Below are 26,130 nucleotides of genomic sequence, written 5' to 3'. Positions count from 1 at the left end.
CGTCTATGGACAAGGAGAGATGAATGAAGGTCAGTGAGCTGGTGAACAAAACGGGGCTGGTCTGGCTGATGCCCCCCGCCCGCCGTTTCTATCCGGTGATGGCGGTTTTGCTGCTGGCGAGCCTGCTCACCGTGCTGGCCGCCATCGCTCTGGGTTACCCGCAGATGGGGCTGCTGCCCTGGGTCGGGCTGGTGTTCGGCGGTATCGTGCTGATGATGATGGTGCTGCCTCGCAGCTGGCAGCGCTGGCGGCTGGCGGAGCTGGCCTGGGACGAAACCCACCTTTATCTGCTCAATGGCAGCAACGATCAGGCGCTGGCGCTGCCCAGGGCGGCATTGGTCGGGGTCGAGCGGGATCGCAAGGTGGGCCACGATGGTCAGTGGCTGGCCTTCAGCCTGGATCTGGCGCTCGATGAAGAACAGCTGGCCGCCGCCACCGCGCTGATGGGGCTCGGCCGTGAGGGAACCCACGCCGTGGCACCCGGTATCTATCGTTTCGGCTTTAAGCGGGCCTGGCATGGCCGGCGTACGCTGCAGGGGCTGCTGGATGCCCTGCTCCCCATATGAGCTGACTATTTTCTCGACAATCCTTGCCAAAGCTCAGATACTGCCAGTGACTCGAATTGATCTTGTCCGCTCTGTTCGCCCAACAGATCAATGAGTTGAGTAAACGGAGCGGGGAAGTGCCCGGACACGACGTCCCGGCAGGTCCGGCATGGGGGGTGTGCCCTTACCTTTGTGTTGGTGATTGGATAGAGAAGGCACCTTGAATCGAGAGTGGATGGCATGAAGATTTACGTAGGTAATCTGTCGTACCGGATGACGGCCGACGAACTGAAAAGCGTGTTCAGCCAATTTGGGCAGGTAGACAAGGTCGATATTATCATCGATCGCGATACCGGTCAGTCCAAGGGGTTTGGCTTCATTGAAATGCCTGTCAATGGCGAGGCCGAAAAAGCCATCGCCGGTTTGCATGGCACCGAGATTGGTGGCCGTACCATTACGGTCAACCAGGCCAAACCGAAGACAGATGCACCACGTGGTCGCCCCCAGCGTCATCGCTGAGCTGCCTCGATAACGCAAAACGGCATGGGTTTCCCCATGCCGTTTTTGTTTCTGGCGTTTGCCGGATAAATCAGGGCACGTCGTAGCCGAGCGCCGCCTTGCGGATGCGGAACCACTGCTGACGGCTGAGGACGATGGACTGGGAGGCCACGGCGGCGGCGATACGCTCCCGCTTGCCGGAGCCTATCAGCGGCAGTGGCTGGCTTGGCAGCATCATGACCCAGGCATAGACCACCTGCTCGATCTGCTCGGCGCCCACCTCATGGCGGATCTGCTCGAGCTCGGCGCGCAGCGGGGCATATTCGGGGGCCTGGAACAGGCGTCCCCCCCCGAGGCAGGACCAGGCCATCGGCTTGATGCGCAGCTGCTGGCACTGATCCAGGGTGCCGTCCAGGGTGGTGCTCTGATTGAGCGGCGAGATCTCCAGCTGGTTGGTCACCAGCGGGAAGGGCAGGCGTGACTGCAGCAGCTCGAACTGACGGGCTGTGAAGTTGGAAACGCCGGCATGCTTGATCTTGCCCGCCTGCTTGAGGGTGATGAAGGCGTCGGCTACCTCGTCGGCATCCATCAGGGGATCCGGGCGGTGGATCAGCAGCAGATCCAGGTGATCGGTGCCGAGCTTTTGCAGGGAGGCCTCGGCGCTGGCGATGATGTGCGCCTTGCCGGTGTTGTAGTGATTCAGCGCGTGCTCCGGCTTGGCGGTGAGGGCGATGCCGCACTTGCTGACGATCTCTATCCGGTTGCGCAGGAAGGGGTCAAGGCGCAGCGCCTCGCCGAAGGCCTGCTCGCACTGATAGCCGCCATAGATGTCGGCGTGATCGATGGTGGTGACCCCCAGATCCAGGTGGTACTTCATCAGATCCAGCAGGGCGCTCGGGGAGAGCTGCCACTCCATCAGGCGCCAGTAGCCCATGATGAGACGGGAGAAGGTCGGGCCCTCGGGGTGGAGGGGGAGGCGAGATACGGACATGGAGGCTCCTTGGCTCATAGGGGTAAAAAGATGCTGCCCGCATCTTGGTCTCTTCTGGTTGGCAAGGCAATAATGCGGCTTTTGTTAATTCGAACTTTGGTTCTGAGGGAGAGGAAATGGACGGTTTTGCCGAACGCTTGCAGAGCTTGATCGGAACGGGCAGCGTCAGCGCCTTTGCCCGCAAGGTGGGGTTGAGCGAAGCCCTGATCCGCAAATATCTGAAGGGGGCTGAACCCGGGCTTGGCAAGGCGAACCAGATTGCCATGGCCGCCAACTGCTCGCTGGAGTGGCTCGCCACCGGCTGTGGCTACCTCTATCGGCAGGCGGAGGTGGTGGATCGGGAAGCCCTGGAGGCGGCCGGCAGCCTGTTGCAGGAACAGAAGCCCGGATTGTCGCTGCCGGAAGCAGACGCACAGGTGATCCTGCTCGCCTATTACCAGTTCTTGCGCAGCCACAAGCAGGCTGACGGGTTTCTCGATCTGGCGCGGGCCCGCGAATTTGGCAGGCACCTGCATGAGGCATAAGCCCGGATGGGGATGGCCCGGCTACGGACAGGGATTATTCTGATACCCTCTAAACAGATGAGGGCAGCGGGGAGAGGGCGATGGGCTATCTGATCTTGGGCAGCGGCGGCTTGGGCACGGCACTGGCACATGAGTTGTCCGCTCGCGGCGAGGAGCTGGTGCTGGCTGGCCGGCAACTGCCAAAAGGGGTGGATCCCGCCTGTTATTTCCCGTTGCAGGAGGTGGACGCCCTCTCCTTCGATGCCCTGTTCACCCTCTATGACACGGCGGCGTTGCCGAGCGTGGTGATCAACACCATAGGTCTGCTGCACGACATCAACTTCATGCCGGAGCGGCGGGTGGAGGAGGTCAACCCCAGGTGGCTGTGCGACAGCCTGCTGGCCAATGCCTGGCCGCACCTGGCTCTGGCCGCCTGCCTGAGCCGGCGCATGACGCCGGATGCCCGCCTCTGGCTTTGCTCTCTTTCTGATCTGGCCGGCAGCCTCGGCGCCAACGAGACGGGCAGCCGTTACAGCTACCGGATGAGCAAGGCGGCGCTCAACATGGGGGCGAAAACGCTGGCCCACGAGTGGCGCGAACGCTTTCCCGCCGCCGGGGTGATCACCGTCCATCCCGGGCTGATGGATACCCCCATGAATCAACCCTTCCTGCATGAGCTGGCGACCGAGACCCTGCAGGATCCGGCGCAGGTGGCGCCGCGTCTGCTTGATCTTCTCAACCAGTTGTCGCCGACCCAGTCCGGCAGCTTCCTCGACCTGCAGGGCCAGCCGCTGCCCTGGTAAGCCGTCACCGGCTTCACATTCCGGAAACGGTCCGCTTGCCAAGCCAGCCATGGCTGGCTAACGTCATGCTCCAGCTTCAGGAGGGATGTCATGCGCTATATCGATTTACGAAGTGATACGGTCACCCAGCCCACGGATGCCATGCGCCAGAGCATGCTGCATGCCGAGGTGGGGGATGATGTCTACGGGGAAGATCCCGGCGTCAATGCACTGGAGGCCCGCGGGGCCGAGCTGCTGGGCAAGGAGGCCGCGCTGTTTGTTCCCTCCGGCACCATGTCCAACCTGCTGGCGGTAATGAGCCATTGTCAGCGCGGGGAGGGGGCCATCGTGGGTCAAGGGGCCCACATCTATCGTTATGAAGCCCAGGGGAGTGCCGTGATGGGCTCGGTCGCACTGCAGGCGGTGCCCATGCAGGCTGACGGTTCGCTGGCGGTGGCCGATGTGGCCGCGGCCATCGCCCCTGACGATGCCCATTTTGTGCAGACCCGGCTGGTCTGCCTCGAAAACACTCACAATGGCAAGGTGCTGCCACTTCACTACCTGCAGGCGATGCGCGAGTTCGTCGACGAACGTGGGCTACAGCTGCATCTGGACGGGGCGCGTCTGTTCAACGCCGCCGTGGCGAATGGTCACGGGGTACACGAACTGGCCGCTCCCTTTGACAGCATCTCCATCTGCCTCTCCAAGGGGCTGGGGGCGCCGGTGGGGTCGCTGCTGGTGGGCTCTCGCGCCTTCATTGCCCGCGCCAGACGGCTGCGCAAGATGCTGGGGGGCGGCATGCGTCAGGCGGGGATCCTGGCCCAGGCCGGTCTGTTTGCCCTCGAACAGCACGTCGCCCGCCTGGCGGACGATCACCGCCGGGCCAGACGCCTGGCCGAGGGGTTGGCTGCCTTGCCCGGCATCACCCTGGATCTGGCCCAGGTGCAGACCAACATGGTCTTCCTGCAGCTGGCAAAAGAGCAGAGCGGCCCCCTGCTTGCCTTCATGAAGGAGCGGGGGATCCTCTTCTCCGGTTACGGCGAGATGCGGCTGGTGACCCATCTGCAGATCACCGATGACGACATCGACGAGGTGATCGACGCCTTCACCGAGTACCTCGGGGCCCGCTGAGCGCCTCACAACAAAACAGGGCGCCAAGGCGCCCTGTTTTCATTGTGCTGCAAAGTGTCTTCATGCCTGGCGCTGGCCGCTCATCAGCATGGCCTCGTCGGTGGCGTCGTAGATCATCACGGCGATGTGGGTCACCTGGCCGCCGAAGTCGGCCAGCGGCACCAGCGTCAGGTTCTGGAACATGTGGGGCGCTGAGCCGGTGATGGGGCGGTAGTTGGAGAAGCGCAGCAGATAGGGTTTCTGCTCCCAAGTGCTGAAGGCGCGGTTGTTGAGCTTGAACACCATGTTGGCCTTGCGCTCGAACCAGGCGCGATCCACGTCGGGGAAGAGGTCGAACAGCACGCCATCGCGCACCTCGCCGGCCAGCCGGCCGCTGTGGCTCTCCATGAAGCCGTTCCACACCAGCACCCTGTACTCCTTGTCGAGCACGACCAGCCCCACGTCCAGGTTCTGGACTATGTTCATCAGCCAATGAAATTCACGGATTTCCATGGTCACTCCTAGAGCATGTGCATGATTTTGTTGTTCATGGTGGCGATGGAATCTTCGGTAAACAGCAGCAGCAGATCGCACTGCACCGCGTAATCCTGGACCCGGTAGTTGATCTCGATGGCCAGCGTGCGGCGCCAGCGACTCTTGTTGGTGTTGATGAGCTCGTTGATGGGCCTGTGCTGGCCGAGCACCACGGGGTGACCCTGACTGAAGGGGGTATCGAGCTGGCTGGCGTAGCCGCGCAGGAAGGCGCCGATCAGCACGTTGGCGGTGTCCATCAAGAGCTCCAGCTCGGCGTTGCGATCGAGCGTGCCCTGATGGTTCATCAGCCGGGCCAGATCCTTGAAGCTGGAGTCGTGAAACAGGATCAGCGCCTCGCCGGCGATGCCGGCGCCAATGAAGCCCTGGCAGACGGCGGAGAGGGTGTCCGAGTCGGCGGCGGCCGAGAGGGCCATGTGCAGCTCGGATACCTCCAGCACGTTGACGTTGGGGATGGGCAGCACCACGAAGGCGTTGAGCAGGCGGGCCAGCAGGTCGGCGGCCTGACCCATGGAGACGTTGGCGAGCTCCTGATAGGCATCGCGCACTTCGGGGCTGATCTTGATGCCGGTATCGACGCTGCCGGCATCGACCTGCGCCTGAGCTGCGGGGCTGGCGGCTTCCGGTACGGCGCTGCCCTTGGCCTGCCACAGATCATGCTGCTTCAACAGGGCGCAGAGGGTCTCCGGGGCGGCCGGTTTCTTGATGAAGTCGAGCGCCCCCAGCCCCATCACCCGCTGATAGGCTTCCGGCTGGATGTCACCTGAGACCACGATCACCTTGTTGCGCAGCCCTTCGCGCTTGAGGGTCTCCAGTACGCCGTAGCCGTCCATCTCCGGCATGGTCAGATCCAGAAAGATCAGATCCCCATGCCCCATCAGAACCTGCTCTATCCCTTCCAGCCCGTTGGCGGCGTAGTGGAGCGTCACGTCCCAGTCGGCGGGGAGGGCGCGGGCCAGCTGTTTACGGGCGAATCCTGAGTCATCACATATCAATACATTCATAGTGTTAGGCCGGCCTGGTCAACGAGGATTGCTATAAGTGTGGCCCGCCAACGGTCAGATGCAATGAGACAGGCTGGTCGCCGGTGAAAATTGGTTGTCCCACTGCAGGCTCCGGTAGCGTGCTGAATATTTTTCAACAAAATCAGCGAACATCTTAACACGCAACGGGGCAAACTGAGGCTGGCAACGCAACATGTAGAAGGGGCGGTTGCCGGTTTTCCAGTCGGGCAGCACCGCGACCAGCTGCTCATCCTGCAGGAAAGGGTGTACGTAATGGAGCGGGGCGTTGACGATCCCCAGGTGCCGTCTGGCCGCGCGAACGGCGGCCTGGGTCTGGTTGACGGTGAGCCTGGCGGCCCGCTTGATCTGCACCGTCTGCTCCTCCCGGTCGGTCAGTTGCCAGTGCTGATGGGGCCAGCAGTAGATGAGCGCATGCTCCTCCAGCTGGCCCGGATGGGAGGGGGTGCCCATCTTCTCCAGATAGAGGGGGGAGGCAAACAGGCCGTATTCGATGTGGCCGAGGCAGAGCGCATTGGGCAGGGACTGGGGGAGCTCGCCGTTGAAAAACACCAGATCCCGATCGTTGTCGAACAGGTGTTGATGATCGTTGGTCTGGGTGATGTCGAACTGCACCTCGGGGTAGCGCAGGCCAAAGTCCGCCAGCATGTCGACCAGGATGGTGTTGGAGAGGGCGATGGGGGCCGCCAGGCGGATCACGCCGTTGAGGTCGGCCTCTTTGCCCTGGATCTCGCCGGTGGCCTGCTCGATTTCACCGAGCGGGGTGCACAGGCGCTCGTAGTAGCGCAGTCCTTCATCGGTCAGGCGGAGTTTGCGGGTGGATCTGTGTAGCAAGGAGCAGCCGAGCTGCTCTTCCAGCTGAGAAATACGTCGACTGATGGTGCCGGTGGGCATGCCCAGTGCGGCGGCCGCGTGGGAGAAGCCTCCCTCTTGTACCACCTTGACGAACAGATAGAACTCTTCGATGTACTTCATAAGCGGTGTTCTGGGTGTAACAAGGCAGTGACCTTAAGAAGTGCGGCCAGCCTTGGCAAGCTCAATCCGGCGTTTAATTGATCTGGATTAGATTCGACTCCCGCTGATACTGGTGCAAAAGTCGGACAAATTCGGCCGGATCCCGGTCCAGGCTGTTGTCCGGTACCAGCAGATCGTAGCCGAGCAGATCGCGCAGCCGGGTCATGCGGTTGGCCAGCATGGCGATCACCCCCTCATAGCGTTGACCGGAGGGGGAGCGAAAGTGACTCTCTTCCAGCAAGCCTTCCCCCTGAAAAGGGTCGCCGCAGCCCCCGCCGATGCATTCGGGTTGCTCACTGCGCAGTGCCTGCAACAGGACGCCACGCTGCTCGGTCAGCAGGCGCACTGCCAATCTGGGTGTGATCAATGTCAAAAAATCGTCGTAATCTTTGATCTTCAAACCTATGTAGGGCAGGGGGACGAGATCCCAGCCCAGATGAATGCGTGGCTGGTCGATTCGCTGAATATTTCTCCATTTCAGGATCCAACCGCCGTATTTGTGGTGATATTGCAGACAATCGTGACAGAGCGACAGGCTGAAATGGGGCTCGACCAGCTTCAATGAGCCGATAAAGATCATCATCAGACCCGCCAACAGGCCGGAGACCGGGGGGATTAGTGGTTGTTCACCGAGTAAAAAAAGTATAAAAATCATAGCAATGCTTACTATGATGCCCAACAATACCAACGTGAGTCCGTTTTTCCTGACCATGGGTTTCACATGTAGCGTTTTCATATGAAGTCAGCCCCTTGCGCATGCTTGTTTCCATTATGGGCTGGATCCGATTTTGTACCAGCATCGGTTGCCCGGGAGGGCTCTCCGCCGCTGGGTTTCCCAGTGATCACATACCATGAATCACCATATTAGATGAATACGCTAGACGAACGGTTATTGAACGGGATGGATGTGTTGCATACCCCAATCTGGGTGTATGACATCCGGCATCACCATATCTATTGGGCCAATCGCGCCGCCTTGAATGTGTGGGAAGCCAGCTCGCTGGACGAACTGCAGTCGCGCGATTTCTCGGCCGACATGGCACAGGCCATCGATCTGCTGTTGCAGCGCTACCTCGGGGACTTTCAGCAGGGGCGTAGCTACAGCGAGTGGTGGACCCTCTCCCCAAAGGGGGTCAAAAAACAGGTTTATCTGCGCCTCTCCGGCATCCAGCTGGCGGGGCGGCTGATGATGATGACCGAGGCGGTCATCGATGCCGACACCCTCTATCAGGAGTCCTCCCTCGCCACCGGCGATACCTTGGCCTGCCTGTTTGACAACCTGGGGCGGCTCGAGAGCGGCAATCACCACTTCGAGATGTGCTTCGGTGATGAGGTACATCACCTCTCCCAGCTCTTCTCCGGCAATGACGACGCTTTCTACCAGAAGCTCTCCCGGCTCGATGAAGTGGTGGCCGAGGGGGAGTGCCGCACCCTCAAGGGGATGCGCTGGTTTCAGTACCAGTTTCGTCACATCCAGCAGGGGGCCCAGATCCTGCTCACCATGCGTGACATCACCGACCGCAAGCTGGAGGAGCTGGAGCATCGCCACCTGGCCTGGCACGACTCGCTGACCGGTCTGCTCAACCGTTATGGGCTGATGAAATCGCTGGAAGCCTATTGCGGGCTGGGCGGGCGTTTCGCCCTGGTGTTCATGGATCTGGACAACTTCAAGCTGGTCAACGACAACTACGGCCACAAGGCCGGTGACCGGCTGCTGGAGCGCGTCGCCGGCCGGCTCAAGCAGATCTGTCCGCGCGATGTGGAGCTGGCCCGGCTCGGTGGCGACGAATTTACCGCGCTGGTGCCGCTCAGCCACTCCAGCGATCGGGCGCAGGAGGTGGCCGATCTCATGCTCTCCCAGATGACCAAGCCGTTGCAGCTGAGCGGGGTGCCCGAGGTGACCATCGGCGGCAGCATCGGCATCGCCATCTATCCGGATGATGCGGACGACGGCGACAACCTCATCACCCGCGCCGACATGGCCATGTACCAGGCCAAGCAGATGGGGCGGCTGCGCTGGCAGCGTTTCACCCCCAGCATGCAGCAGACCCTGCATCGCAAGCTGACCCTGAAGCAGTTCCTGGCCAAGGCCATCGGGCGGGGGGAGCTCAGTCTCTGCTACCAACCCCAGGTGGATGTGGCAAAAGGCAGGTTGCTTGGGTACGAGGCGCTGCTGCGCTGGCACAATCCCGTACTGGGCCATGTCTCGCCGGTGGAGTTCATCCCGCTGGCGGAAGAGATGGGGCTTATTCGCGAGATAGGTGGCTGGGTGTTGTCGACGGCGCTGGCCCAGATGGCCCACTGGCAGAAGGAGTGGCGGGTGAGCGTGCCGGTGTCGGTCAATCTCTCCGGCTTTCAGCTCTCGTCCTCCCTGCCGGAGCTGGTGGCCCAGCAGCTCAAGGAGTTTGGCGTGGATGCCGGCCTGCTCACGCTGGAGCTGACCGAGACGGTATTGATGCTGGACATGAAGGGGTGCATCGAGATCCTCGATGGCCTGAGCGAGCAGGGGATCAAGATTGCCATCGATGACTTTGGCACCGGCTACTCGTCGCTGGCCTATCTCAACCGGCTGCCCATCGACACCATCAAGCTGGATCGCTCCTTCGTGGTGGGGCTCAACCTGCCGGTGATCCGGGCCACCGTCGCCATGGCCACCAGCCTGGGCCTTGGCATCATGGCCGAAGGGGTGGAGGACGAACACGAACTGGCCGCCCTGCGCACCCAGGGCTGCCACGTGTTTCAGGGGTTTTTGTTCAGCAAGCCAATGTCGGTGGCGCAGGTGGAAGAGAGCGGCTTCGTGGTCAGCTGCAAGGCGGGCAACTATCCGCTGGCCGGTTAGCCGGTCGTGCTGTGACGCGAGCGCGGGGGGCCTTGGGCCCCCCGCTGTTTTTGGGTAAAGTGTGGGCTTCTTCATATGGAGGCAACATGAACCCGACTCTCGACCTTATTCTTGCCCATCGCTCCATTCGTCAATTCACCGCCGAGCCCATCAGCGAGGCCCAGCTCGACCAGATCCTGAGTGCGGCCCAGGCCGCCTCCAGCTCCAGTTTTCTGCAGGCCAACAGCATTATCCGGGTGACCGACAAGGCCCTGCGCAGCCAGCTTGCCGAACTGGCGGGGCATCAAGCCTATGTGGCCCAGGCCGCCGAGTTCCTGCTCTTTTGCGCCGATTATCATCGTCACTGCGAGGTGGTGCCGGACGCCCAGACCGGCTTTGTCGAGCAGTTGCTGATCGGCGCCATCGACGGTGCCTTGATGGCCCAGAATGCCCTGCTGGCAGCCCAATCCATGGGGCTTGGCGGTGTCTATATCGGCGGGATCCGCAACAACCCGGCTGCGGTGAGCGAGGCGGTGGGTCTGCCGCATCAGGTGATCCCGCTGTTCGGCCTCTGTCTCGGCCATCCGGCTCAGGCGCCTGAGCAAAAACCACGCTTGCCCCGCGCCCTGGTGGTGCATGAAAACCGCTATCAGGCCGAACTGGATCGGGAGCTGCTTGCCAGCTATGACCGACAGATCGAGGCTTATTACCAGTCCCGCAGCAGCAACAACAAGCAGCAGAGCTGGAGCGGCCAGATCCGGGGCATTCTTGGCAAGGAGGCGCGGCCCTTCATGCAGGATTTCCTGCGATCCCGGGGCTTCAGCCTCAAGTAATGAGCCCGATGGGCGATACTAAGGGGTAATGGCGGTGTCGCCAGCGCCGCGTGATCCCGGTTTTCCCCCGTGTTTGTGCCCACCTTGCGGCACAAATCGGGGGCAAGCCTTGCGGTGCGGACTACCTTAACTAGGTAAGCTGTTGTAGGATCACGCAATTGAATTGGGACAGGAGTTTGGACTTCCTATGATTTTAACCTTGGTATTGCTGTCTATTGGCGCACTCCTGTTTCTGGTCATCGCCTATAACGTGATGCAGCAATATAAGCAGAAGGCAGAGGCCGACAAGCGTCACGCCATCGCCCGCTACAAGTCGGTGGTGGATGAAACCGAAGAGATGCTGCTCAACGTCAACCTGGTGCCCTTCTCCAAGAACATAGTGCTGCTGTTGCAGCACAGGATCCTCGATGCCTATCGCGCCATCGCCCTGGTGATGCCCAATGCCCAGATCAAGCAGCGCATTGTCGACGTGCAGACCCAGATCAAGAACGTGCAGGAGAACTACAGCAGCCAGGATGAGGGGCATTTCAAGACCCCCGAATCGGATCGTCAGGCCATCCAGATGTTGCAGCTGGTCAAGAAGATGCGGGCCGTGCTGCGGGTCGAACACAACAAGGGCAAGATAGATCCGCAGGGCTTTGCCCAGGAGGATCGCCGCCTCGAGCTGATGCAGCTCAAGGTCAACATCGCCAACCTGGTGAAGCGAGCCATGGATGCCCAGATCCAGGGGCAATACGGCACCTGTCGCCAGCTCTACACCAAGGGGCTCTCTGCCCTTGCCAGCGTCGCGGATAAAGATCCCTACCTGATGGCGCGGGAAGAGGACATGCGCCAGGGGCTGGCCGGACTCGACGCCCATCTCCAAGAGCACAGCGAAAAAGAGCTGCAAAACATCAAGGACAAAGAGGCGGACGAACTGGACGTCTTGTTCCAACCCAAGAAGAAATGGTGATCATGTCACATCCACTCGATACCACACTGGGGCCGATGGCCCCATTTGTTTGCCAGCTGTTGACCGAGCTGGACGCACTTGCCATTCATCCCGCCGCCATCGAGGTCGACCACCTCTGCTATCGGGCCGCCACCCTGGTGGAGTACCAGACCCTGAAGGGGCTGCTGGCAACCCATGGCGACCTGCTGGTGGAGGGGATGATCGGCGGACGGCCCATCGCCACCTACCGCCTGCATCAACCTGTGCCCCATGCCCACGGCAGCGTGCCCTGCATCGAGCTGGCGGCGCCCAAACCCGGTCGCAGCCATCAGGCCGGGCTGGAACATATCGAGCTGGTGGTGCCTTCGCTGGACGCCTTGCTGACGGCCCATCCCGAGGTGGCCTTCAAGACCGGCAACCTGAATGATGAACGCAATCCCGACGTGGCGGTGATGCTGGCCTCTGGGCAGATCAAATTTCATCTGCGCACCTTGGCCGAGGTGATTGAAGAAGAGCTGGTGAGCGGCGCCGTGGTGCCGGTGCCTGCCGGCTACTACGACCAGGCTTGATGAGACGGGGCCGCTTGACTGGCCCCGTCTGGTATCAGGAATGGTGTCAGGGATGACAGATGCGGGGGCGGGCGGGGCGTCCCTTCAAATGGCCGAGCCAGAGGCTCAATCCCGCCGTGATGACCAGTACCAGCTCGATGCCGAGCACCAATCCCCCGAGTCCTCCCTGCTCCCAGAAGGGGTGAAGATAAAGTCCTCCCAGACTTGCCCCCAGATAGTAACCCACCAGATAGAGCGATGAGGCGAGCGCCCGGTTGTGCTCCACGTGCTGGCCGACCCAGGCGCTGGCACAGGCGTGGGCCAGAAAAAAGCCGAAACTCGAGATGAGCAGACCGGACAGGATGGCCCCGAGCGAGCCGCACAGCAGCAGGGCACTGCCGAGCGCCATCAGGGCTATGCCGACCAGCAGCAGACGTTGTGCCCCCCAGCGATGGGCGCAGCGCCCGCTGAGGGAGGAGGCCACCGTCCCCGACAGATAGGTCAGAAATAGCATGCCGAGCCACTGGGTCGGCATGGAGAAGGGGGGGCTGGCCAGCAGGAAGGTGAGGTAGCTGTATTGGTTCAGAAACACCATGAAGTTGAGGCCGCCGATGAGATAGGCCCCCACCAGCAGCGGGTTGCCGAGGTGGCTGGCGATGGCCTGGCGAAACTGGCCCGGCTTGGCGATGACGGGCACGAAACGGGTCTGGGCCGGCAGCAGCCAGATGACGAGGGGCAGCAGGGCCAGGCTGATGAGGCCGATGCCGAGAAAGGTGTGCTGCCAGTCGCCAAACCAGCCGGCCAGCAGGCCGCCGACCACCCGACCGGCGATGCCCCCCAGCGAGTTGGCGGCGATGTAGACCCCGACGGCGGAGAGCAGGGCCCGCTTGCTGAACTCTTCCCCCATGTAGGCGATGGCGGTGGCGGGCAGCCCCGCCAGCAGCACACCCTGCAGGATCCGCAACAGCAACAGCTGTTCAAACTGGCTGACCAGGCTAATGAGCAGGGAGATCAGGATGGCGCCGGCCAGGCTCCACAGCATGATCCGGCGCCGGCCGAAGCGATCCGCCAGCCGGGCGCAGACGAGCAGCGAGACGGCGAGCCCTGCGGTGCAGCCGGCCAGGGTCCAGCCGGCCGACAGCGAGCTGACGGAAAATACCTCGGCCAGCAGCGGCAGCAGGGGGTGGGTTTGATAGAGATTGAGAAACACCAGGAAGGAGCCCAGGCTGAGGGCCAGGGTGGCGCGGATCCATTCACGACTACCGACTTCGATCATATGCAATTGTCCTGACAGCTTTGTTGCAGGTTAGTGCGCGCCAGAGCATAAATATAATATATTTAAGTTATCCATCTGATAAACCAAATTGATATGGACCTCAAACAGCTCACCTATCTGCTGGCGGTGCGGGATGCCGGCTCCTTTACCAAGGCGGCCAACGGGTTGCACGTGGCACAGCCCGCCATCAGCATGGCCATAGCCAAGCTGGAGCAGCAGCTCGAGCTGCGCCTGTTCGACCGTCAGGATCGCAACGTGCGGCTCACCCCGGAAGGGGAGGTGCTCTGCCGCCATGCCGAGCGCCTGCTGCGTCAGATGCACCAGGCCGAGGCCGAGATGGCCGAACTCAAGGGACTGGAGCGCGGAGAAGTACGCATCGGCATCCCCTACATGATGGGCTCCTATTACTTCCCGCCGATCCTGATGGCTTTCAAGCACCGCTACCCCGGCCTCAAGATCCGGGTGGAGGAGGCGGGTACCCGCGAGCTGTTGAGCCGGATGGTGGACGGTTCGCTGGATCTCGCCATCCTCATCACCAGCGATCTGCCGCCGGCGCTGGAAGGGGCCCAGCTGCTGCGTGAAGAGATGCTGATGGTGGTGGGGGAGGAGCATCCGTTGCGTCAGGCCAGGAGTGTGTCGCTGAGCGAGTTCTTCAGCCAGGAGCTGGCGATGTTTCGCCGCGGTTTCTATCACCGCGAGCACATGGAAGCGCTGGCTCAGGGACTGGGCTGCGAGCCCGACATCGCCTTTGAGAGCAACCTCATCCCGCTGCTCAAGGCGGTGGTGAAGCAGGGCTTTGCGGTGACCACCTTCTTGCGGATGGCGCTGGACGAAGAGCCGGACCTGACCGGGATCCCGTTCGTACCCCCGATCTTTCTCGATCTCTGCGTGGCGTGGCGGCGGGGGGATCCGCTCTCCATGGCCAACCGGGCCTTGCGGGATTTTCTGCTGGCGCAGGCACAGCCATAAATGGCCAAGAAGGAAAGGCTATCAGGCAAAAGTTTGTTAGTATTAGTTCAAGTCGCCTTTAGAGCCTAACATCATGAAACTCCAACAATTGCGTTATATCGTTGAGGTTGCCAACCACAGACTGAACGTGTCGGCAACGGCAGAGAGTCTCTACACCTCTCAGCCAGGGATCAGCAAGCAGGTGCGCATGCTGGAAGATGAGCTGGGGATCCAGATTTTCGAGCGCAGCGGCAAACACCTGACCCAGATCACCCCGGCTGGACGGGACGTGATCAAGATTGCCAACGAGATCCTGGGTAAGGTGGAGAGCATCAAGTCGGTGGCGAGTCAGCACACTCATCCCGAACAGGGCACGCTCCATATCGCGACGACCCACACCCAGGCCCGTTATGCACTGCCTGACGTGATAAAAGGCTTCATCAAGCGCTTTCCCAAGGTCTCTCTGCACATGCATCAGGGCACGCCGACCCAGATCAGCGAAGCCGTGGTCAAGGGGCAGGCCGACTTTGCCATCGCCACCGAGGCGCTGCACCTGTACGAAGATCTCATCATGCTGCCCTGTTATCACTGGAACCGCAGCGTGATCGTCCCCAAGGGCCACCCGCTGACCCAGGTCGGCAAGCTCTCCATTGCCGACATCGCCCGCTTCCCGTTGGTGACCTATGTGTTCGGCTTTACCGGCCGCTCCGAGCTCGATACTGCCTTCAACCGGGCCGGTTTCGAGCCCAACATCGTCTTCACCGCCACCGATGCGGACGTGATCAAGACCTATGTCCGGCTGGGGGTGGGGATCGGCGTGATGGCGACCATGGCGCTGGATCCCCAGGTCGATACCGATCTGGTGGCCCTCGATGCCAGCCACCTGTTTGCCCACAGCACCACCAAGATCGGCTTTCGCAAGGGCTCCTTCCTGCGTACCTACATGTATGACTTCATGACCCGTTTTGCCCCGCATCTGACCCGGGACGTGGTGGAGCGTGCCATTGCCCTGCGCTCCAGCGATGACGTGGATGCCATGTTTGCCGATATCGAGCTGCCCATCCGCTAGCGCCGCGGCGATACGAGAGCAACAAAAAACGCCTCCCGATGGGAGGCGTTTTTCATGGCAACGAGCGGCGAGGCGGGATCACTTCTTGAACATGTGATCCAGCTTGCTGGCCTTGGTCGAGAGGTAGAACTCGTTGTGGGGATTGCGCCCTTCCTGCAGGGGCACCCGCTCCGCCACCGGAATGCCGAAGGATTCCATCGCCTTCATCTTGCGCGGGTTGTTGGTCATCAGCTTGAGGGATTTCACCTCCAGCTGCTTGAGCATGTCGGCGCAGATGGTGTAGTCGCGCATGTCGGCGGCAAAGCCGAGCGCCACGTTGGCTTCAACGGTGTCGGCGCCCTGATCCTGCAGATGATAGGCCCGGATCTTGTTGAGCAGGCCGATGCCGCGTCCTTCCTGACGCACGTACAGCAAGACGCCACGGCCCGCCTTGGCGATGTTTTCCAGTGCGGCTTGCAGCTGGAAGCCGCAGTCGCAACGCAGACTGAACAGGGCATCGCCGGTCAGGCACTCGGAGTGAATTCGGCCCAGCACCGGATCATCACCCGTGATATCGCCCATCACCAGCGCGGCGTGATCCTTGCCGGTGCCGGTTTCCTGAAAGCCGACCAGCGTGAAGGTGCCCCAGGGGGTTGGCAACTTGGATTTGGCCACGAGGGTAACGCTGCTCATAGGTTGCTCCTTACTACAGCTGCTTAAAAAAGGGCGGCCAGTTTAGCGCGCCTTGTCCGGAACAACCATAAGAACAAAACCTTGCACTGTTTAATGGCTTGCCCCGTTGTACACAAAGAGGACAGTTGCGACCGGTTTTGCGCAATTGTGTGTGCTGGCGACTGCCAGGCTCGGCACATTTGGGTATAATCGGCGCCCATTACCCCATCCCTCCCGGGATGTGTGCAACAAGTGTGCAGGAGAGACGTTATGCCGCAGATGGCCCCCGTGATGACAATTGATGGCCCAAGTGGTGCCGGCAAGGGCACCCTGTGCCAGTTGCTGGCGGAAAAACTGGGTTGGCACCTGCTCGACTCCGGCGCCATCTACCGGGTGCTGGCCCTGGCGGCCTTGCATCACGATGTCGAGCTCGATTCCGAAGCCGCGCTGGTCCCCCTGGCCGCCAATCTGGACGTGCAGTTCCAGGTCGATGCCGAGCAGGTGAAGGTCGTGCTGGAAGGAGAGGATGTTTCCCGTACCATTCGTACCGAGGAAGTGGGCAATGCCGCGAGCAAGATTGCCGCCTTCCCGCGGGTGCGCGAAGCCCTGCTGCGCCGTCAGCGCGCTTTTCGCCAGGCCCCCGGCCTCATCGCCGACGGTCGCGACATGGGCACCGTGGTTTTCCCCGAGGCGGAAGTGAAGATTTTCCTCGACGCCAGCGCCGAAGAACGGGCGGCTCGCCGCTATAAGCAGTTGCAAGATAAGGGCTTTGATGTTAACTTTGAGCGTCTTTTAACCGAGATTCGGGAACGTGACGATCGCGACAGAAATCGCGCCGTTGCCCCCCTGAAACCGGCAGAAGATGCTCTCGTGGTGGATTCAACCGCCATGTCCATAGACGAAGTGCTGGCAACGGTGCTCGCCTATGCGGAGCAACAACTCGGCGATGCCAGCGCAAGCTGACATCCGGTCGTCTGCACTATGGATGGCGCAGATTATTTAAAACAACCCCGCTTGTGCTGGATGACAAGTGGATGTTTCATTTGTGACATAAACAATGATCGAATCTTTTGCTCAACTCTTTGAAGAGTCCCTGAATGCCGTTGAAACCCGTCAAGGTTCCATCGTCAAGGGTACTGTCGTTGCTATCGAAAATGGTTTCGTACTGGTTGACGCCGGTCTGAAATCCGAGTCCGCTATCCCGGCTGAAGAATTCAAGAACGCCATGGGCGAGCTGGAAATCAACGTAGGCGACTCCGTTGACGTGGCTCTGGACTCTATCGAAGATGGTTTCGGCGAAACCAAGCTGTCCCGCGAAAAAGCCAAGCGCCACGAAGCCTGGCTGCAGCTTGAAAAAGCTTACGAAGAGCAAGCTACCGTTATCGGTATCATCAACGGCAAGGTCAAGGGTGGTTTCACCGTTGAACTGAACGGCATCCGTGCCTTCCTGCCGGGTTCTCTGGTTGACGTGCGTCCGATCCGTGACACCGCTCACCTGGAAAACAAAGAACTCGAGTTCAAAGTCATCAAGCTGGACCAGAAGCGCAACAACGTTGTTGTTTCCCGTCGTGCCGTGATCGAGACCGAGAACACCTCCGAGCGCGAAAGCCTGCTGGCTAACCTGCAAGAAGGTCAAGAAGTTAAGGGTATCGTCAAGAACCTGACCGACTACGGTGCATTCGTAGATCTGGGCGGTGTTGACGGCCTGCTGCACATCACCGACATGGCGTGGAAGCGCGTTAAGCATCCTTCCGAAATCGTCAATGTTGGCGACGAGATCGCAGTCAAGGTTCTGAAGTTCGACCGCGAGCGTACCCGTGTATCCCTGGGTCTGAAGCAGCTGGGCGAAGATCCCTGGGTTGCTATCGCCAAGCGTTACCCGGAGACCACCCGTCTGTCTGGCCGCGTGACCAACCTGACCGACTACGGCTGCTTCGTTGAAATCGAAGAGGGCGTTGAAGGCCTGGTACACGTATCCGAGATGGATTGGACCAACAAGAACATCCACCCGTCCAAGGTTGTTAACGTTGGCGACGTGGTTGACGTGATGGTTCTGGACATCGACGAAGAGCGTCGTCGTATCTCCCTGGGTCTGAAGCAGTGCAAATCCAACCCGTGGCAGCTGTTTGCCGAAACCCACGCCAAGGGCGACCGTGTTTCCGGCAAGATCAAGTCCATCACTGACTTCGGTATCTTCATCGGTCTGGACGGCGGCATTGACGGCCTGGTTCACCTGTCTGACATCTCCTGGAACAACCAGGGTGAAGAAGCAGTTCGTGAATTCAAGAAAGGCGACGAAATCGAAGCCGTTGTTCTGCAAGTTGACCCGGAGCGTGAGCGCATCTCCCTGGGCGTCAAGCAGATCGAAGAAGATCCGTTCAATAAGTACCTGTCTGACAACAAGAAAGGTGCTATTGTGAAGGGTAAGGTTACCGAGGTTGATGCCAAGGGTGCCGTGATCGAACTGGCTGACGGCGTAGAAGGCTACTTGCGTGCCTCCGACGCTGCTCGTGACCGCGTAGAAGACGCCACTCTGGTGCTGTCTGTTGGTGACGAAGTTGAAGCTAAATTCATGGGCGTTGATCGCAAGAACCGCACCGTGAGCCTGTCTGTCCGTGCCAAGGACGAGGCTGACGAGCGTGTTGCCATCGACAACCTGAACCAACAAGAAGAAGTTGTGTTCAGCAATGCCATGGCTGAAGCGTTCAAAGCCGCCAAGGGTGAATAATCCTTGATGCAAGAAAAGGGCGGCGTGTCACGCCGCCCTTTTTTATCTTGGCGTAATGAATATTGCATGTGATCGGGGAAGGAGATTTAACGTTATGACCAAATCAGATCTCATCGAACAATTGGCTGCCAGCCGCATGCATATGCCGGCCAAAGATGTCGAAGCCGCCATCAAGGAGATCCTTGAGCAGATGGCGTCGACTTTGCAAAACGGCGACCGGATTGAAATCCGCGGATTTGGAAGTTTTTCACTGCACTATCGTGCACCCCGTGTGGGCCGCAACCCCAAGACCGGGGACAAGGTTGAATTGACCGGGAAATATGTTCCGCATTTCAAGCCCGGCAAAGAGTTACGCGAGCGCGTGAACATCATCGAATAATGCAGAAAATGGCATACCTGGGTATGCCTTTTTTGTTTTTACGGTTTCTATTGTGGCAATTGTCCGGTTTTGCCAAGTCTTTTCCCATTCGCTCTAGAGTCTGCCGGTGATTTTAAGGATAATCAGCCTCTCATTAGCTACTGACAGGGAGCTCCTATGAAGCGTATCTTGGCCCTCATTCCACTGGTGCTGGTGTTTATCCTGACGCTGGCCATCGGTTCGCAAAATGGCCAGCTGGTGCAGTTCAATTATCTGATTGCCCAAGGGGAGTTCTCGCTCTCCATGTTGCTGGGATTCTTCTTTGGTGGTGGCTTCCTGCTGGGCTGGCTGGTCTTCGGTTTGCTGTTCTTGCGCCTCAAGATGCAAAATCGCACCCTCAATCGCACCATGCGCCGTCAATCCCGTGAATTGGAGCTGGCCCGAACGGCTGCCAAGGAATAATGTCCCTCGATGCTTGAACTGCTTTTCCTGCTGTTGCCCATTGCCGCCGGCTACGGCTGGTATATGGGGCGCAGGAGTGTTCGCCAGGACACCCAGAAACAGAGTAACCAGTTTTCCCGCCAGTATGTGGCGGGTCTCAATTATTTGCTGTCCGACGAATCCGACAAGGCGGTGGATCTCTTTATCCAGCTGCTGGAAGTGGACAGCGAGACCATCGAAACCCACCTCTCTCTCGGCAACCTGTTCCGTCAACGGGGTGAGGTAGACCGGGCCATTAAGATCCACCAGAACCTCATTACCCGCCAGCTCACCATGGAGCAGCGTCAGCTCGCCCTGCAGGAGCTGGCGCGGGACTTCCTCGCCGCCGGCCTGCTCGATCGGGCCGAGAAGTTGTGGCTCGAGCTCACCGAAGACGGGGACTATGAGGAGACGGCGCTGGCCCAGTTGCAGCTTATATATCAGCAGTTGCGTGATTGGGAGAAGGCGATCGCGGTGAGCGAGCGGCTGCAAAAATTCCAGGGCAAGAAGCTGGCTCCCACCATTGCCCATTACCAGTGCGAGCTGGCCGACATGGCCCTGCGCGAAGAGAATCGCAAGCAGGCCCAGCTGCGTTTTCGCAAGGCCCTGACTGCCGATGGCAACTGTGTGCGTGCCTCGCTCGGCCTCGGCTGGCTGGCCAAGGGGGAGGGCGATCCCCGCCAGGCGGCCCGCGAGTTTGAGCGGGTGCTGACCCAGGACATCGATTTCGCGAGCGAAGTGCTGGAACCCCTGTGTGAGAGCCTGGAGCTGTGCGGCGAGGAGGCGCGTATCCCCGAGCTGCTCGGCCAGGCCCAGGAGGCGAGGGCCGGCTTCCCGGTCACCTTGCGGCTGGCCGATTATGTAGAGCGCCACAACGGGCGCGAGGCAGCCTCCGAGCTGGTGCTGCGCCAGCTGCGGCGCACGCCGTCGCTGCGCGGCTTCCAGCACCTGATGGCGCTGCAGTTGCGTGGTGCTGAAGAGGGGCAGGCCAAGGAGAGCCTGACCATGCTCAAGGCGCTGGTCGACGAGCAGATCAAGATCAAGTCCACCCACAAGTGCCGGCAGTGCGGGTTTGCCACCCACTCCCTGTTCTGGCAGTGCCCCTCCTGCCGCCAGTGGGGAGCCATCAAGCCGATCCGCGGTCTGGACGGGGAGTAAGAGCCACAACAATGTCATTAACCAGGCCCCTGCGGCCTGGTTTTTTCAGGCCGGGCCGGACTCGCTCCGGACGGCGCATAACCATCGATAGGAAGTGAGATGCTAGATCCCAAAGTACTGGTTGCGCTGGATTATCAGCACGAGGCCGATGCCTTCGCCTTCATTGAACGTATCTCCCCGGCCCAGTGCCGTCTCAAGGTAGGCAAGGAGATGTTTACCCTGTTTGGCCCCCAGTTCGTGCGTCAGCTGGTTGCCAAGGGGTTCGATGTCTTTCTGGATCTGAAGTTTCACGACATTCCCAACACCGTCGCCAAGGCAGTCGCCGCCAGTGCCGAACTCGGCGTCTGGATGGTGAACGTGCACGCCAGCGGTGGCGAGCGGATGATGCGGGCCGCCAAGGAGGCGCTGCTGCCTTATGGTGACAAGGCGCCGTTGCTTATCGGGGTGACCGTGCTGACCAGCATGGAGCAGTCCGACATGGCGCCGCTGGGTCTTGATGTGACGCCGGCTGAGCAGGTGATCCGGCTGGCCAAATTGACCAGGGACGCCGGGTTGGACGGGGTGGTCTGCTCCGCCAACGAAGCGCGTGAGCTCAAGGCGCTGCTCGGTGACGAATTCAAGTTGGTGACGCCGGGGATCCGCCCCACCGGTTCGGCCGCCGGGGATCAGCGCCGGGTCATGACGCCGCTGGCGGCGGTGGAGGCGGGTGCCGACTATCTGGTGATTGGCCGCCCCATCACCCAGGCGGCCGATCCTGCCGCCATGCTGGCCGGCATCAACGCAGAGCTGGCGGGTCGCTGATAAAAAAAGAGAATGCCGGCCCGATGGGGCCGGCATTGCATCCGGTGCAGGCTCACTCCTTGACGGCGTGGGGGCGCAAGGTGACCGGCAGCAGGCCGAGCAACAGGCCGGCGCCCGAGCCAATCAGATGTGATTCAATGTGTACCCTGGCCCCGATGAGGGCGGACACCGGACTTTCCCCCGCACTGTAGAAATCCACCCCAAGCTTGATCGCTACCCCTGCCAGCATCAACCAGCCGGAGTGGCGGCGATAGCGAATATCCTGCAGCGCGCCCCACACGAACAGGCCGTGCAGCGCTCCCGACAGCCCCATGTACCACTGGGTCTGCGGACACCACCACCAGATGCCGAGCCCGACGGCGCTCCCCAGCAGCAGCAGCAGCAGCGGCAGGCGACAGCCTGTCAGGTATTCGCGAAACAGGCTGTAGAGCACGCACAGCCCGCTCAGGTTGAGCAGTAGGTGCCACAGATTGGTGTGGGCCAGATTGCCTGTTATGATGCGCCACCCTTCACCCTGGGCTATCAGGGTGCGATCGAAGGAGAGCTGGTGATTTGGCACGGTGAAAAAGAGCAGCAAACTGGCGAGTGAAAGCGTGATGACCCAGAGCAATCCTGATTTTTCTGACAACATGAAACAGTCCGACGACAACAAGAGTCGATACTGTACACGTTGCACCAGAGCCCTCAAAGCCTGTCTGTGCGATTATATTCGACCGGTTTCACCCCATGCGCCCCTGCACATCCTGCAGCATCCGGGGGAGGTGGGTCATCCCAAGGGGACTGCCGTCCTCTTGGCCGCCTCGCTGGCGCAGGCCCGTCTGCATGTGGGTGAACAGGTGGCCGACGTCCCCGAGCTGGCGGCCTTGTTGGCCGATCCCGCGCTGCAGTGTTATCTGCTGTGGCCGGATGAGGAGGCCATCACCCTTGCCGAGGTGCGAGAACGGGAGACGGCCGAGCCGGCTCGCCGAGTCTGTTTTCTGCTGCTCGATGGCACCTGGCGCAAGGCCTACCGGATGCTGCACAGCAACCCCGAGTTGCAGCAGTTGCCGCGAATTGGGCTGGATGCCGTCGCGGGACAGTACTCCATTCGCAAGAAGCCGTTTCCAGAGGCGCTCTCGACCCTGGAAGCGGGCTACCATCTGTTGTCCCAGTGGGAGGGCGCACCCGATCGCTTCGCCCCGCTGATGACCCTTTTTACCCATTTGAACCGGCAGTGGCATGATTTTGCCCAGGGCCGACGCAGTTGAACTGCCCAGAGGAGTGACATACGTGAAAAAAGCCGTCGTGGTATTCAGTGGTGGTCAGGACAGCACCACCTGCCTGGTCCAGGCCTTGTCCCGTTATGACGAGGTGCACGCCATCACCTTTGATTATGGCCAGCGCCATAGTGAAGAGATAGAGACGGCGCGCCGTCTGGCCAACCGGCTCGGCATCGCCGCCCACAAGGTGATGGACGTGACCATGCTGGGGGAGCTTGCCATCTCGGCCCTGACCCGGGACGAGATCCCGGTGAGCTTCGAGCTGCAGGAGAATGGCCTGCCCAATACCTTCGTGCCGGGCCGCAACATCCTGTTTTTGACCCTGGCCGCCATCTACGCCTATCAGGTGGGCGCCGAGGCGGTGATCACCGGGGTGTGCGAGACCGATTTCTCCGGTTACCCCGATTGCCGCGACGAGTTCGTCAAGGCGCTCAATCAGGCCGTCTCGCTGGGGCTGGATCGCGCCATCCGCTTCGAGACCCCGCTGATGTGGCTCGACAAGGCCGAGACCTGGGCGCTGGCGGACCACTACGGCCACCTCGATACCGTGCGCCAGCAGACGCTCACCTGCTACAACGGCATTGCCGGCGATGGTTGCGGCGCCTGTCCGGCCTGCGATCTGCGCAGCCGCGGCCTGCAGCAGTATCTGGCCGACAAGGCGGGCGTGGTGGCGCGTCTGCATCAAAAAACCGGGCTCGGTGAGAAAAGCGGATGCTGAGCCTGCGTCTCGGCCATGCTTGGGGTATAATCCGCGACTTTTGCAACCAGCCGTGACCAAGATGCACTACCCAATCAACGAGATATTCCAGACCATCCAGGGGGAGGGGGTCTTCACCGGCCTGCCCGCCATTTTCGTTCGCCTGCAGGGTTGCCCGGTGGGATGCCCCTGGTGCGATACCCGTCATACCTGGGTGGTCGATCCTGCTCGTGAAGTGGGCGTGCAGGCGGTGCTCGACTGCTCCAACGAATCCGATGGCTGGAGCAAGATGAGCACGGAGCAGATCCTGGCCAGCTTCCAGCAACTTGGTTATCAGGCGCGTCACGTGGTGATCACCGGAGGCGAACCCTGCCTCTATGACCTGCAGGATCTCTCTACCGCCCTCATTGCGGCAGGCTATCAGGTGCAGATTGAAACCAGTGGTACCAGCGAGATCAAGACCCATGAGCAGACCTGGGTCACCGTATCCCCCAAGATCAATATGAAGGGTGGGTTGCCGGTGCTGGTCTCTGCCCTCGAGCGCGCCAACGAGATCAAGCATCCGGTGGCCACCGAGCGCCACGTGGAGGAGCTGGATGCGCTGCTGGCCACCGCTCGTCTGCGCGACGACGTGGTGATTGCACTGCAACCCATCAGCCAGAAACCCAGGGCGACCCAGCTGGCCATGGCAACCTGCATTGCCCGCAATTGGCGACTCTCCATCCAGACCCACAAATATCTGGATATCGATTGAAATGGAGTGGTTGTCCGACGAGCGGGTCTTGCTGTCGCTGGCCAACAAGATGCCGTACGGCAAATATCGGGGGCGGCGCATCATCGATATTCCGGAGCCTTATCTGGTGTGGCTGGCCCGTACCGGTTTCCCGGCCGGATCACTCGGTCAAACGCTGGCGCTTGCCTATGAAATCAAGCTCAACGGGCTGGAATCCATGATTGTTCCCATTATTAACAGGATGTCGGTATGAGGATATATACGAGGCAGGGCGACAAGGGCATGACTCGGCTGGCCGATGGCGTGCAATTGGCCAAAGACGATATGCGTGTAGAAACCTATGGCTATATCGATGAATTAAATTCTCATATAGGTCTTCTTATTGCCGAGGTGCCCGCAGCGGAAACCGGATTATTGGCAGACCTGTTATTGCTGCAACAGGAATTGTTCGATCTTGGCGGGGAACTGGCATTTTCCAGTGACGCTCAGGAGGCCGCCATCTGGCAGGTGAATAACGAGTGGACCCTGCGACTGGAACAACAGATCGATGCCTACAGCGCCAATTTGCCGCTGCTGCGCAATTTCATTCTGCCCAGCGGCTCCCGGGCGGCGGCGCAAGCCCATGTGGTGCGCACCCTGACCCGGCGCTGCGAGCGTCTGCTGCTGACTTTGGGCCGCAGCGAGCAGCTCAACCCGGCCATTCTGCCCTACATGAACAGGCTGAGTGACTGGTTCTTCACCATTGCCCGCTACCTGCTGGCCTGTACCGCGACGCCCGAAGTGCTCTGGGTCAAGGCGGCAGAGCGGGGCTGACGGCAGGCCGCAGGCAATAAAAAACCTCGCAAGGCGAGGTTTTTTTATTGAGCCTATTCTGCTTTATCAGATGGCAAAGTCTTCGACGGATTTACCTTCGGCGACCGCCTTGGCAATCACGGACGGCATGCGACCCTGACCGGTCCAGGTTTTTTCCACGCCGTTGTCCATATAGCGATATTTGGCCGGACGAGGGGCACGTTTGCTCTTGGTCGCCTTGGCCGGTTCGGCTGCGACTGTGCCAACCAGTTCTGCCGGATCAATACCGGCGGCTTTCAGCATTTCGGCATATTCATTAATTTTGCGCTGATGTTCTTCACGAGCCTGACGCTCGGCGGCTTCATCCTGCTGGCGTTCGCCGACGATCGCGGAGAGCTTTTCCAGGCCTTCTTCCAATTGTTCCAGCGTCAGCTCACGGCAAGCGGCGCGCAGGCTACGGATATTCAGCAGTACTTTCAAAAATTCGTTCATAGTGTTCACCACGCGAGCAAAAGAGTGAATTAAATAAAAATAGTTATTTTGGCTAATTTATACGGCCGTTCGGGATTAAGTCAAGCGAGTCGAATTAATAAATTCATGCCTGGAATTAAGTAATGCAATTGAATTCAGGCCCGATTCAGCAATATTGGCCAGTGGCATACTCGACTGAGTTCCAAGTAGATGAAAATAGCGACAAAATCATAATGTTTGCACCATTTGACTACCTCTTTGCCCTTTTGATCTGGCTTGTTTGGGGATTTAATCAAAAAACTTGCTATAACGTGTCGGCACGATAAAATGTGCCTCGAATACCTTTAAGTAGAGGCGCGCTGCCTATGACTACTTGTGCGGAGGGTGATGCCGATGATGCACAAGGAAAGGAGTCAGCGCCGAAGTGGCCAGGCCATCATACCGGGCTGCTGGTTCTGCATCTAATAGGTGCAGGACTGCCATAGTCATCCACTATGGAGCGCTACCTGAAGGGGCTGAGGAGTATTACCTCCCCATGGGTTTTGTTTCTTTATCCTCTCGG

At 60.3% G+C, this 26,130-nt stretch carries 31 protein-coding genes and 1 riboswitch; of the genes, 22 read left to right on the top strand and 9 right to left on the bottom strand.

Translation table 11 applies throughout. The features are described 5' to 3' along the window. Positions 1 to 23: 23 nt before the first annotated feature. On the top strand, positions 24 to 566 hold the full coding sequence (locus tag CK627_RS17060; RefSeq protein ID WP_095592941.1) for a hypothetical protein: 543 nt from the start codon (positions 24 to 26) through the stop codon (positions 564 to 566). A gap of 219 nt (positions 567 to 785) precedes the next feature. Further along, positions 786 to 1,064, top strand: a complete 279-nt coding sequence (gene rbp / locus CK627_RS17055) for an RNA-binding regulator (protein ID WP_026141388.1) — start codon at positions 786 to 788, stop codon at positions 1,062 to 1,064. Between the two features lie 70 nt (positions 1,065 to 1,134). Here rbp and CK627_RS17050 read toward each other — a convergent pair whose 3' ends face one another. Then, positions 1,135 to 2,034 (bottom strand): aldo/keto reductase, encoded by a 900-nt coding sequence (locus CK627_RS17050; RefSeq protein ID WP_095592940.1) that lies wholly within the window; start codon positions 2,032 to 2,034, stop codon positions 1,135 to 1,137. Between the two features lie 116 nt (positions 2,035 to 2,150). Between CK627_RS17050 and CK627_RS17045 the strand changes: the two genes are divergently transcribed. From CK627_RS17045 to ltaE, 3 genes are all read left to right on the top strand, one after another. Then, complete coding sequence (locus CK627_RS17045) at positions 2,151 to 2,558, top strand: helix-turn-helix domain-containing protein (RefSeq protein WP_010634263.1); 408 nt, start codon at positions 2,151 to 2,153, stop codon at positions 2,556 to 2,558. An 80-nt stretch (positions 2,559 to 2,638) separates the two neighbouring features. Then, positions 2,639 to 3,340 carry a Rossmann-fold NAD(P)-binding domain-containing protein gene (locus CK627_RS17040; protein WP_095592939.1) on the top strand — a complete coding sequence of 234 codons (702 nt, stop codon included), beginning with the start codon at positions 2,639 to 2,641 and terminating at the stop codon, positions 3,338 to 3,340. 90 nt (positions 3,341 to 3,430) lie between these two features. Next, complete coding sequence (gene ltaE / locus CK627_RS17035) at positions 3,431 to 4,450, top strand: low-specificity L-threonine aldolase (RefSeq protein WP_095592938.1); 1,020 nt, start codon at positions 3,431 to 3,433, stop codon at positions 4,448 to 4,450. 60 nt (positions 4,451 to 4,510) lie between these two features. Here ltaE and CK627_RS17030 read toward each other — a convergent pair whose 3' ends face one another. The 4 genes from CK627_RS17030 to CK627_RS17015 form a co-directional block, all read right to left on the bottom strand. Then, complete coding sequence (locus CK627_RS17030) at positions 4,511 to 4,942, bottom strand: PAS domain-containing protein (protein ID WP_167385372.1); 432 nt, start codon at positions 4,940 to 4,942, stop codon at positions 4,511 to 4,513. Between the two features lie 8 nt (positions 4,943 to 4,950). Then, positions 4,951 to 5,985 (bottom strand): response regulator, encoded by a 1,035-nt coding sequence (locus tag CK627_RS17025; RefSeq protein WP_095592936.1) that lies wholly within the window; start codon positions 5,983 to 5,985, stop codon positions 4,951 to 4,953. Between the two features lie 54 nt (positions 5,986 to 6,039). Then, entirely contained in the window at positions 6,040 to 6,978 is a 939-nt protein-coding gene (locus CK627_RS17020) for a LysR family transcriptional regulator (RefSeq protein ID WP_005299884.1), read from the bottom strand. A gap of 73 nt (positions 6,979 to 7,051) precedes the next feature. Next, positions 7,052 to 7,753, bottom strand: a complete 702-nt coding sequence (locus tag CK627_RS17015) for a DUF2982 domain-containing protein (RefSeq protein ID WP_005299887.1) — start codon at positions 7,751 to 7,753, stop codon at positions 7,052 to 7,054. A 165-nt stretch (positions 7,754 to 7,918) separates the two neighbouring features. On the opposite strand from CK627_RS17015, the gene CK627_RS17010 reads away from it, so the two are divergent. From CK627_RS17010 to CK627_RS16995, 4 genes are all read left to right on the top strand, one after another. After that, on the top strand, positions 7,919 to 9,856 hold the full coding sequence (locus CK627_RS17010) for a putative bifunctional diguanylate cyclase/phosphodiesterase (RefSeq protein WP_010634259.1): 1,938 nt from the start codon (positions 7,919 to 7,921) through the stop codon (positions 9,854 to 9,856). An 86-nt stretch (positions 9,857 to 9,942) separates the two neighbouring features. Continuing rightward, a complete protein-coding gene (nfsA, locus tag CK627_RS17005) occupies positions 9,943 to 10,668 on the top strand; it encodes an oxygen-insensitive NADPH nitroreductase (protein ID WP_005299892.1) in 726 nt (241 codons plus the stop codon). Positions 10,669 to 10,855: 187 nt separating this feature from the next. Next, positions 10,856 to 11,620, top strand: a complete 765-nt coding sequence (locus tag CK627_RS17000) for a hypothetical protein (protein ID WP_005299895.1) — start codon at positions 10,856 to 10,858, stop codon at positions 11,618 to 11,620. Beyond that, entirely contained in the window at positions 11,614 to 12,168 is a 555-nt protein-coding gene (locus tag CK627_RS16995; protein WP_162512957.1) for a VOC family protein, read from the top strand. Before CK627_RS17000 ends, CK627_RS16995 begins: the two co-directional genes overlap by 7 nt. Before the next feature lie 46 nt (positions 12,169 to 12,214). Here CK627_RS16995 and CK627_RS16990 read toward each other — a convergent pair whose 3' ends face one another. Then, positions 12,215 to 13,423, bottom strand: a complete 1,209-nt coding sequence (locus CK627_RS16990) for an MFS transporter (protein WP_095592935.1) — start codon at positions 13,421 to 13,423, stop codon at positions 12,215 to 12,217. Between the two features lie 93 nt (positions 13,424 to 13,516). Here CK627_RS16990 and CK627_RS16985 point away from each other — a divergent pair, with 93 nt between their 5' ends. Both CK627_RS16985 and cysB read left to right on the top strand, forming a co-directional pair. Further along, positions 13,517 to 14,392, top strand: a complete 876-nt coding sequence (locus CK627_RS16985; protein ID WP_095592934.1) for a LysR family transcriptional regulator — start codon at positions 13,517 to 13,519, stop codon at positions 14,390 to 14,392. A gap of 73 nt (positions 14,393 to 14,465) precedes the next feature. Further along, positions 14,466 to 15,440: an HTH-type transcriptional regulator CysB gene (gene cysB, locus CK627_RS16980; protein ID WP_010634254.1), complete on the top strand. Its 975-nt coding sequence runs from the start codon at positions 14,466 to 14,468 to the stop codon at positions 15,438 to 15,440. Positions 15,441 to 15,518: 78 nt separating this feature from the next. On the opposite strand, the gene ribA is transcribed toward cysB, so the two are convergent. Then, positions 15,519 to 16,112, bottom strand: coding sequence for a GTP cyclohydrolase II (gene ribA / locus CK627_RS16975; protein ID WP_017780010.1), 594 nt, complete (start codon positions 16,110 to 16,112; stop codon positions 15,519 to 15,521). Between the two features lie 249 nt (positions 16,113 to 16,361). Between ribA and cmk the strand changes: the two genes are divergently transcribed. From cmk to pyrF, 6 genes are all read left to right on the top strand, one after another. After that, positions 16,362 to 17,054: a (d)CMP kinase gene (gene cmk / locus CK627_RS16970; RefSeq protein ID WP_010634252.1), complete on the top strand. Its 693-nt coding sequence runs from the start codon at positions 16,362 to 16,364 to the stop codon at positions 17,052 to 17,054. A 94-nt stretch (positions 17,055 to 17,148) separates the two neighbouring features. Next, the gene (gene rpsA / locus CK627_RS16965; protein ID WP_005299919.1) at positions 17,149 to 18,819 is read left to right on the top strand and encodes a 30S ribosomal protein S1; all 1,671 of its coding nucleotides are present in this window, start codon (positions 17,149 to 17,151) and stop codon (positions 18,817 to 18,819) included. A 94-nt stretch (positions 18,820 to 18,913) separates the two neighbouring features. After that, entirely contained in the window at positions 18,914 to 19,198 is a 285-nt protein-coding gene (gene ihfB, locus CK627_RS16960; RefSeq protein ID WP_005299934.1) for an integration host factor subunit beta, read from the top strand. Positions 19,199 to 19,354: 156 nt separating this feature from the next. Continuing rightward, a complete protein-coding gene (locus tag CK627_RS16955) occupies positions 19,355 to 19,639 on the top strand; it encodes a LapA family protein (protein WP_005299936.1) in 285 nt (94 codons plus the stop codon). Between the two features lie 9 nt (positions 19,640 to 19,648). Further along, entirely contained in the window at positions 19,649 to 20,815 is a 1,167-nt protein-coding gene (gene lapB, locus CK627_RS16950) for a lipopolysaccharide assembly protein LapB (RefSeq protein WP_017765879.1), read from the top strand. Between the two features lie 99 nt (positions 20,816 to 20,914). Beyond that, on the top strand, positions 20,915 to 21,616 hold the full coding sequence (gene pyrF, locus CK627_RS16945) for an orotidine-5'-phosphate decarboxylase (protein WP_017787278.1): 702 nt from the start codon (positions 20,915 to 20,917) through the stop codon (positions 21,614 to 21,616). 52 nt (positions 21,617 to 21,668) lie between these two features. Here the strand turns inward: pyrF and rrtA are convergent, their stop codons facing one another. After that, positions 21,669 to 22,247 carry a rhombosortase gene (rrtA, locus tag CK627_RS16940; RefSeq protein ID WP_172442662.1) on the bottom strand — a complete coding sequence of 193 codons (579 nt, stop codon included), beginning with the start codon at positions 22,245 to 22,247 and terminating at the stop codon, positions 21,669 to 21,671. Here rrtA and CK627_RS16935 point away from each other — a divergent pair. The 5 genes from CK627_RS16935 to CK627_RS16915 all read left to right on the top strand — a co-directional run bounded on the left by CK627_RS16935 (position 22,177) and on the right by CK627_RS16915 (position 25,118). Then, positions 22,177 to 22,863 carry a tRNA-uridine aminocarboxypropyltransferase gene (locus CK627_RS16935; RefSeq protein WP_017785431.1) on the top strand — a complete coding sequence of 229 codons (687 nt, stop codon included), beginning with the start codon at positions 22,177 to 22,179 and terminating at the stop codon, positions 22,861 to 22,863. The two genes, rrtA and CK627_RS16935, sit on opposite strands and share 71 nt — an antisense overlap. Positions 22,864 to 22,885: 22 nt before the next feature. Continuing rightward, a complete protein-coding gene (gene queC / locus CK627_RS16930) occupies positions 22,886 to 23,593 on the top strand; it encodes a 7-cyano-7-deazaguanine synthase QueC (RefSeq protein ID WP_095592933.1) in 708 nt (235 codons plus the stop codon). Positions 23,594 to 23,654: 61 nt separating this feature from the next. Continuing rightward, positions 23,655 to 24,326, top strand: a complete 672-nt coding sequence (queE, locus tag CK627_RS16925) for a 7-carboxy-7-deazaguanine synthase QueE (protein ID WP_042008264.1) — start codon at positions 23,655 to 23,657, stop codon at positions 24,324 to 24,326. A gap of 1 nt (position 24,327) precedes the next feature. Next, positions 24,328 to 24,558 carry a DUF3820 family protein gene (locus CK627_RS16920; protein WP_005299948.1) on the top strand — a complete coding sequence of 77 codons (231 nt, stop codon included), beginning with the start codon at positions 24,328 to 24,330 and terminating at the stop codon, positions 24,556 to 24,558. Further along, complete coding sequence (locus tag CK627_RS16915; RefSeq protein WP_005299950.1) at positions 24,555 to 25,118, top strand: cob(I)yrinic acid a,c-diamide adenosyltransferase; 564 nt, start codon at positions 24,555 to 24,557, stop codon at positions 25,116 to 25,118. The genes CK627_RS16920 and CK627_RS16915 overlap by 4 nt, the downstream gene beginning before the upstream one ends. Positions 25,119 to 25,184: 66 nt before the next feature. Here CK627_RS16915 and CK627_RS16910 read toward each other — a convergent pair whose 3' ends face one another. Beyond that, the gene (locus tag CK627_RS16910; RefSeq protein WP_005299952.1) at positions 25,185 to 25,589 is read right to left on the bottom strand and encodes an H-NS family histone-like protein; all 405 of its coding nucleotides are present in this window, start codon (positions 25,587 to 25,589) and stop codon (positions 25,185 to 25,187) included. 320 nt (positions 25,590 to 25,909) lie between these two features. Beyond that, a riboswitch (Lysine riboswitch) is annotated at positions 25,910 to 26,081 on the top strand. Positions 26,082 to 26,130: the final 49 nt, after the last annotated feature.

The organism is Aeromonas dhakensis, from assembly GCF_002285935.1.
Classification (GTDB): domain Bacteria; phylum Pseudomonadota; class Gammaproteobacteria; order Enterobacterales; family Aeromonadaceae; genus Aeromonas; species Aeromonas dhakensis.
This window is presented reverse-complemented; position numbering and strand designations above follow the sequence as displayed.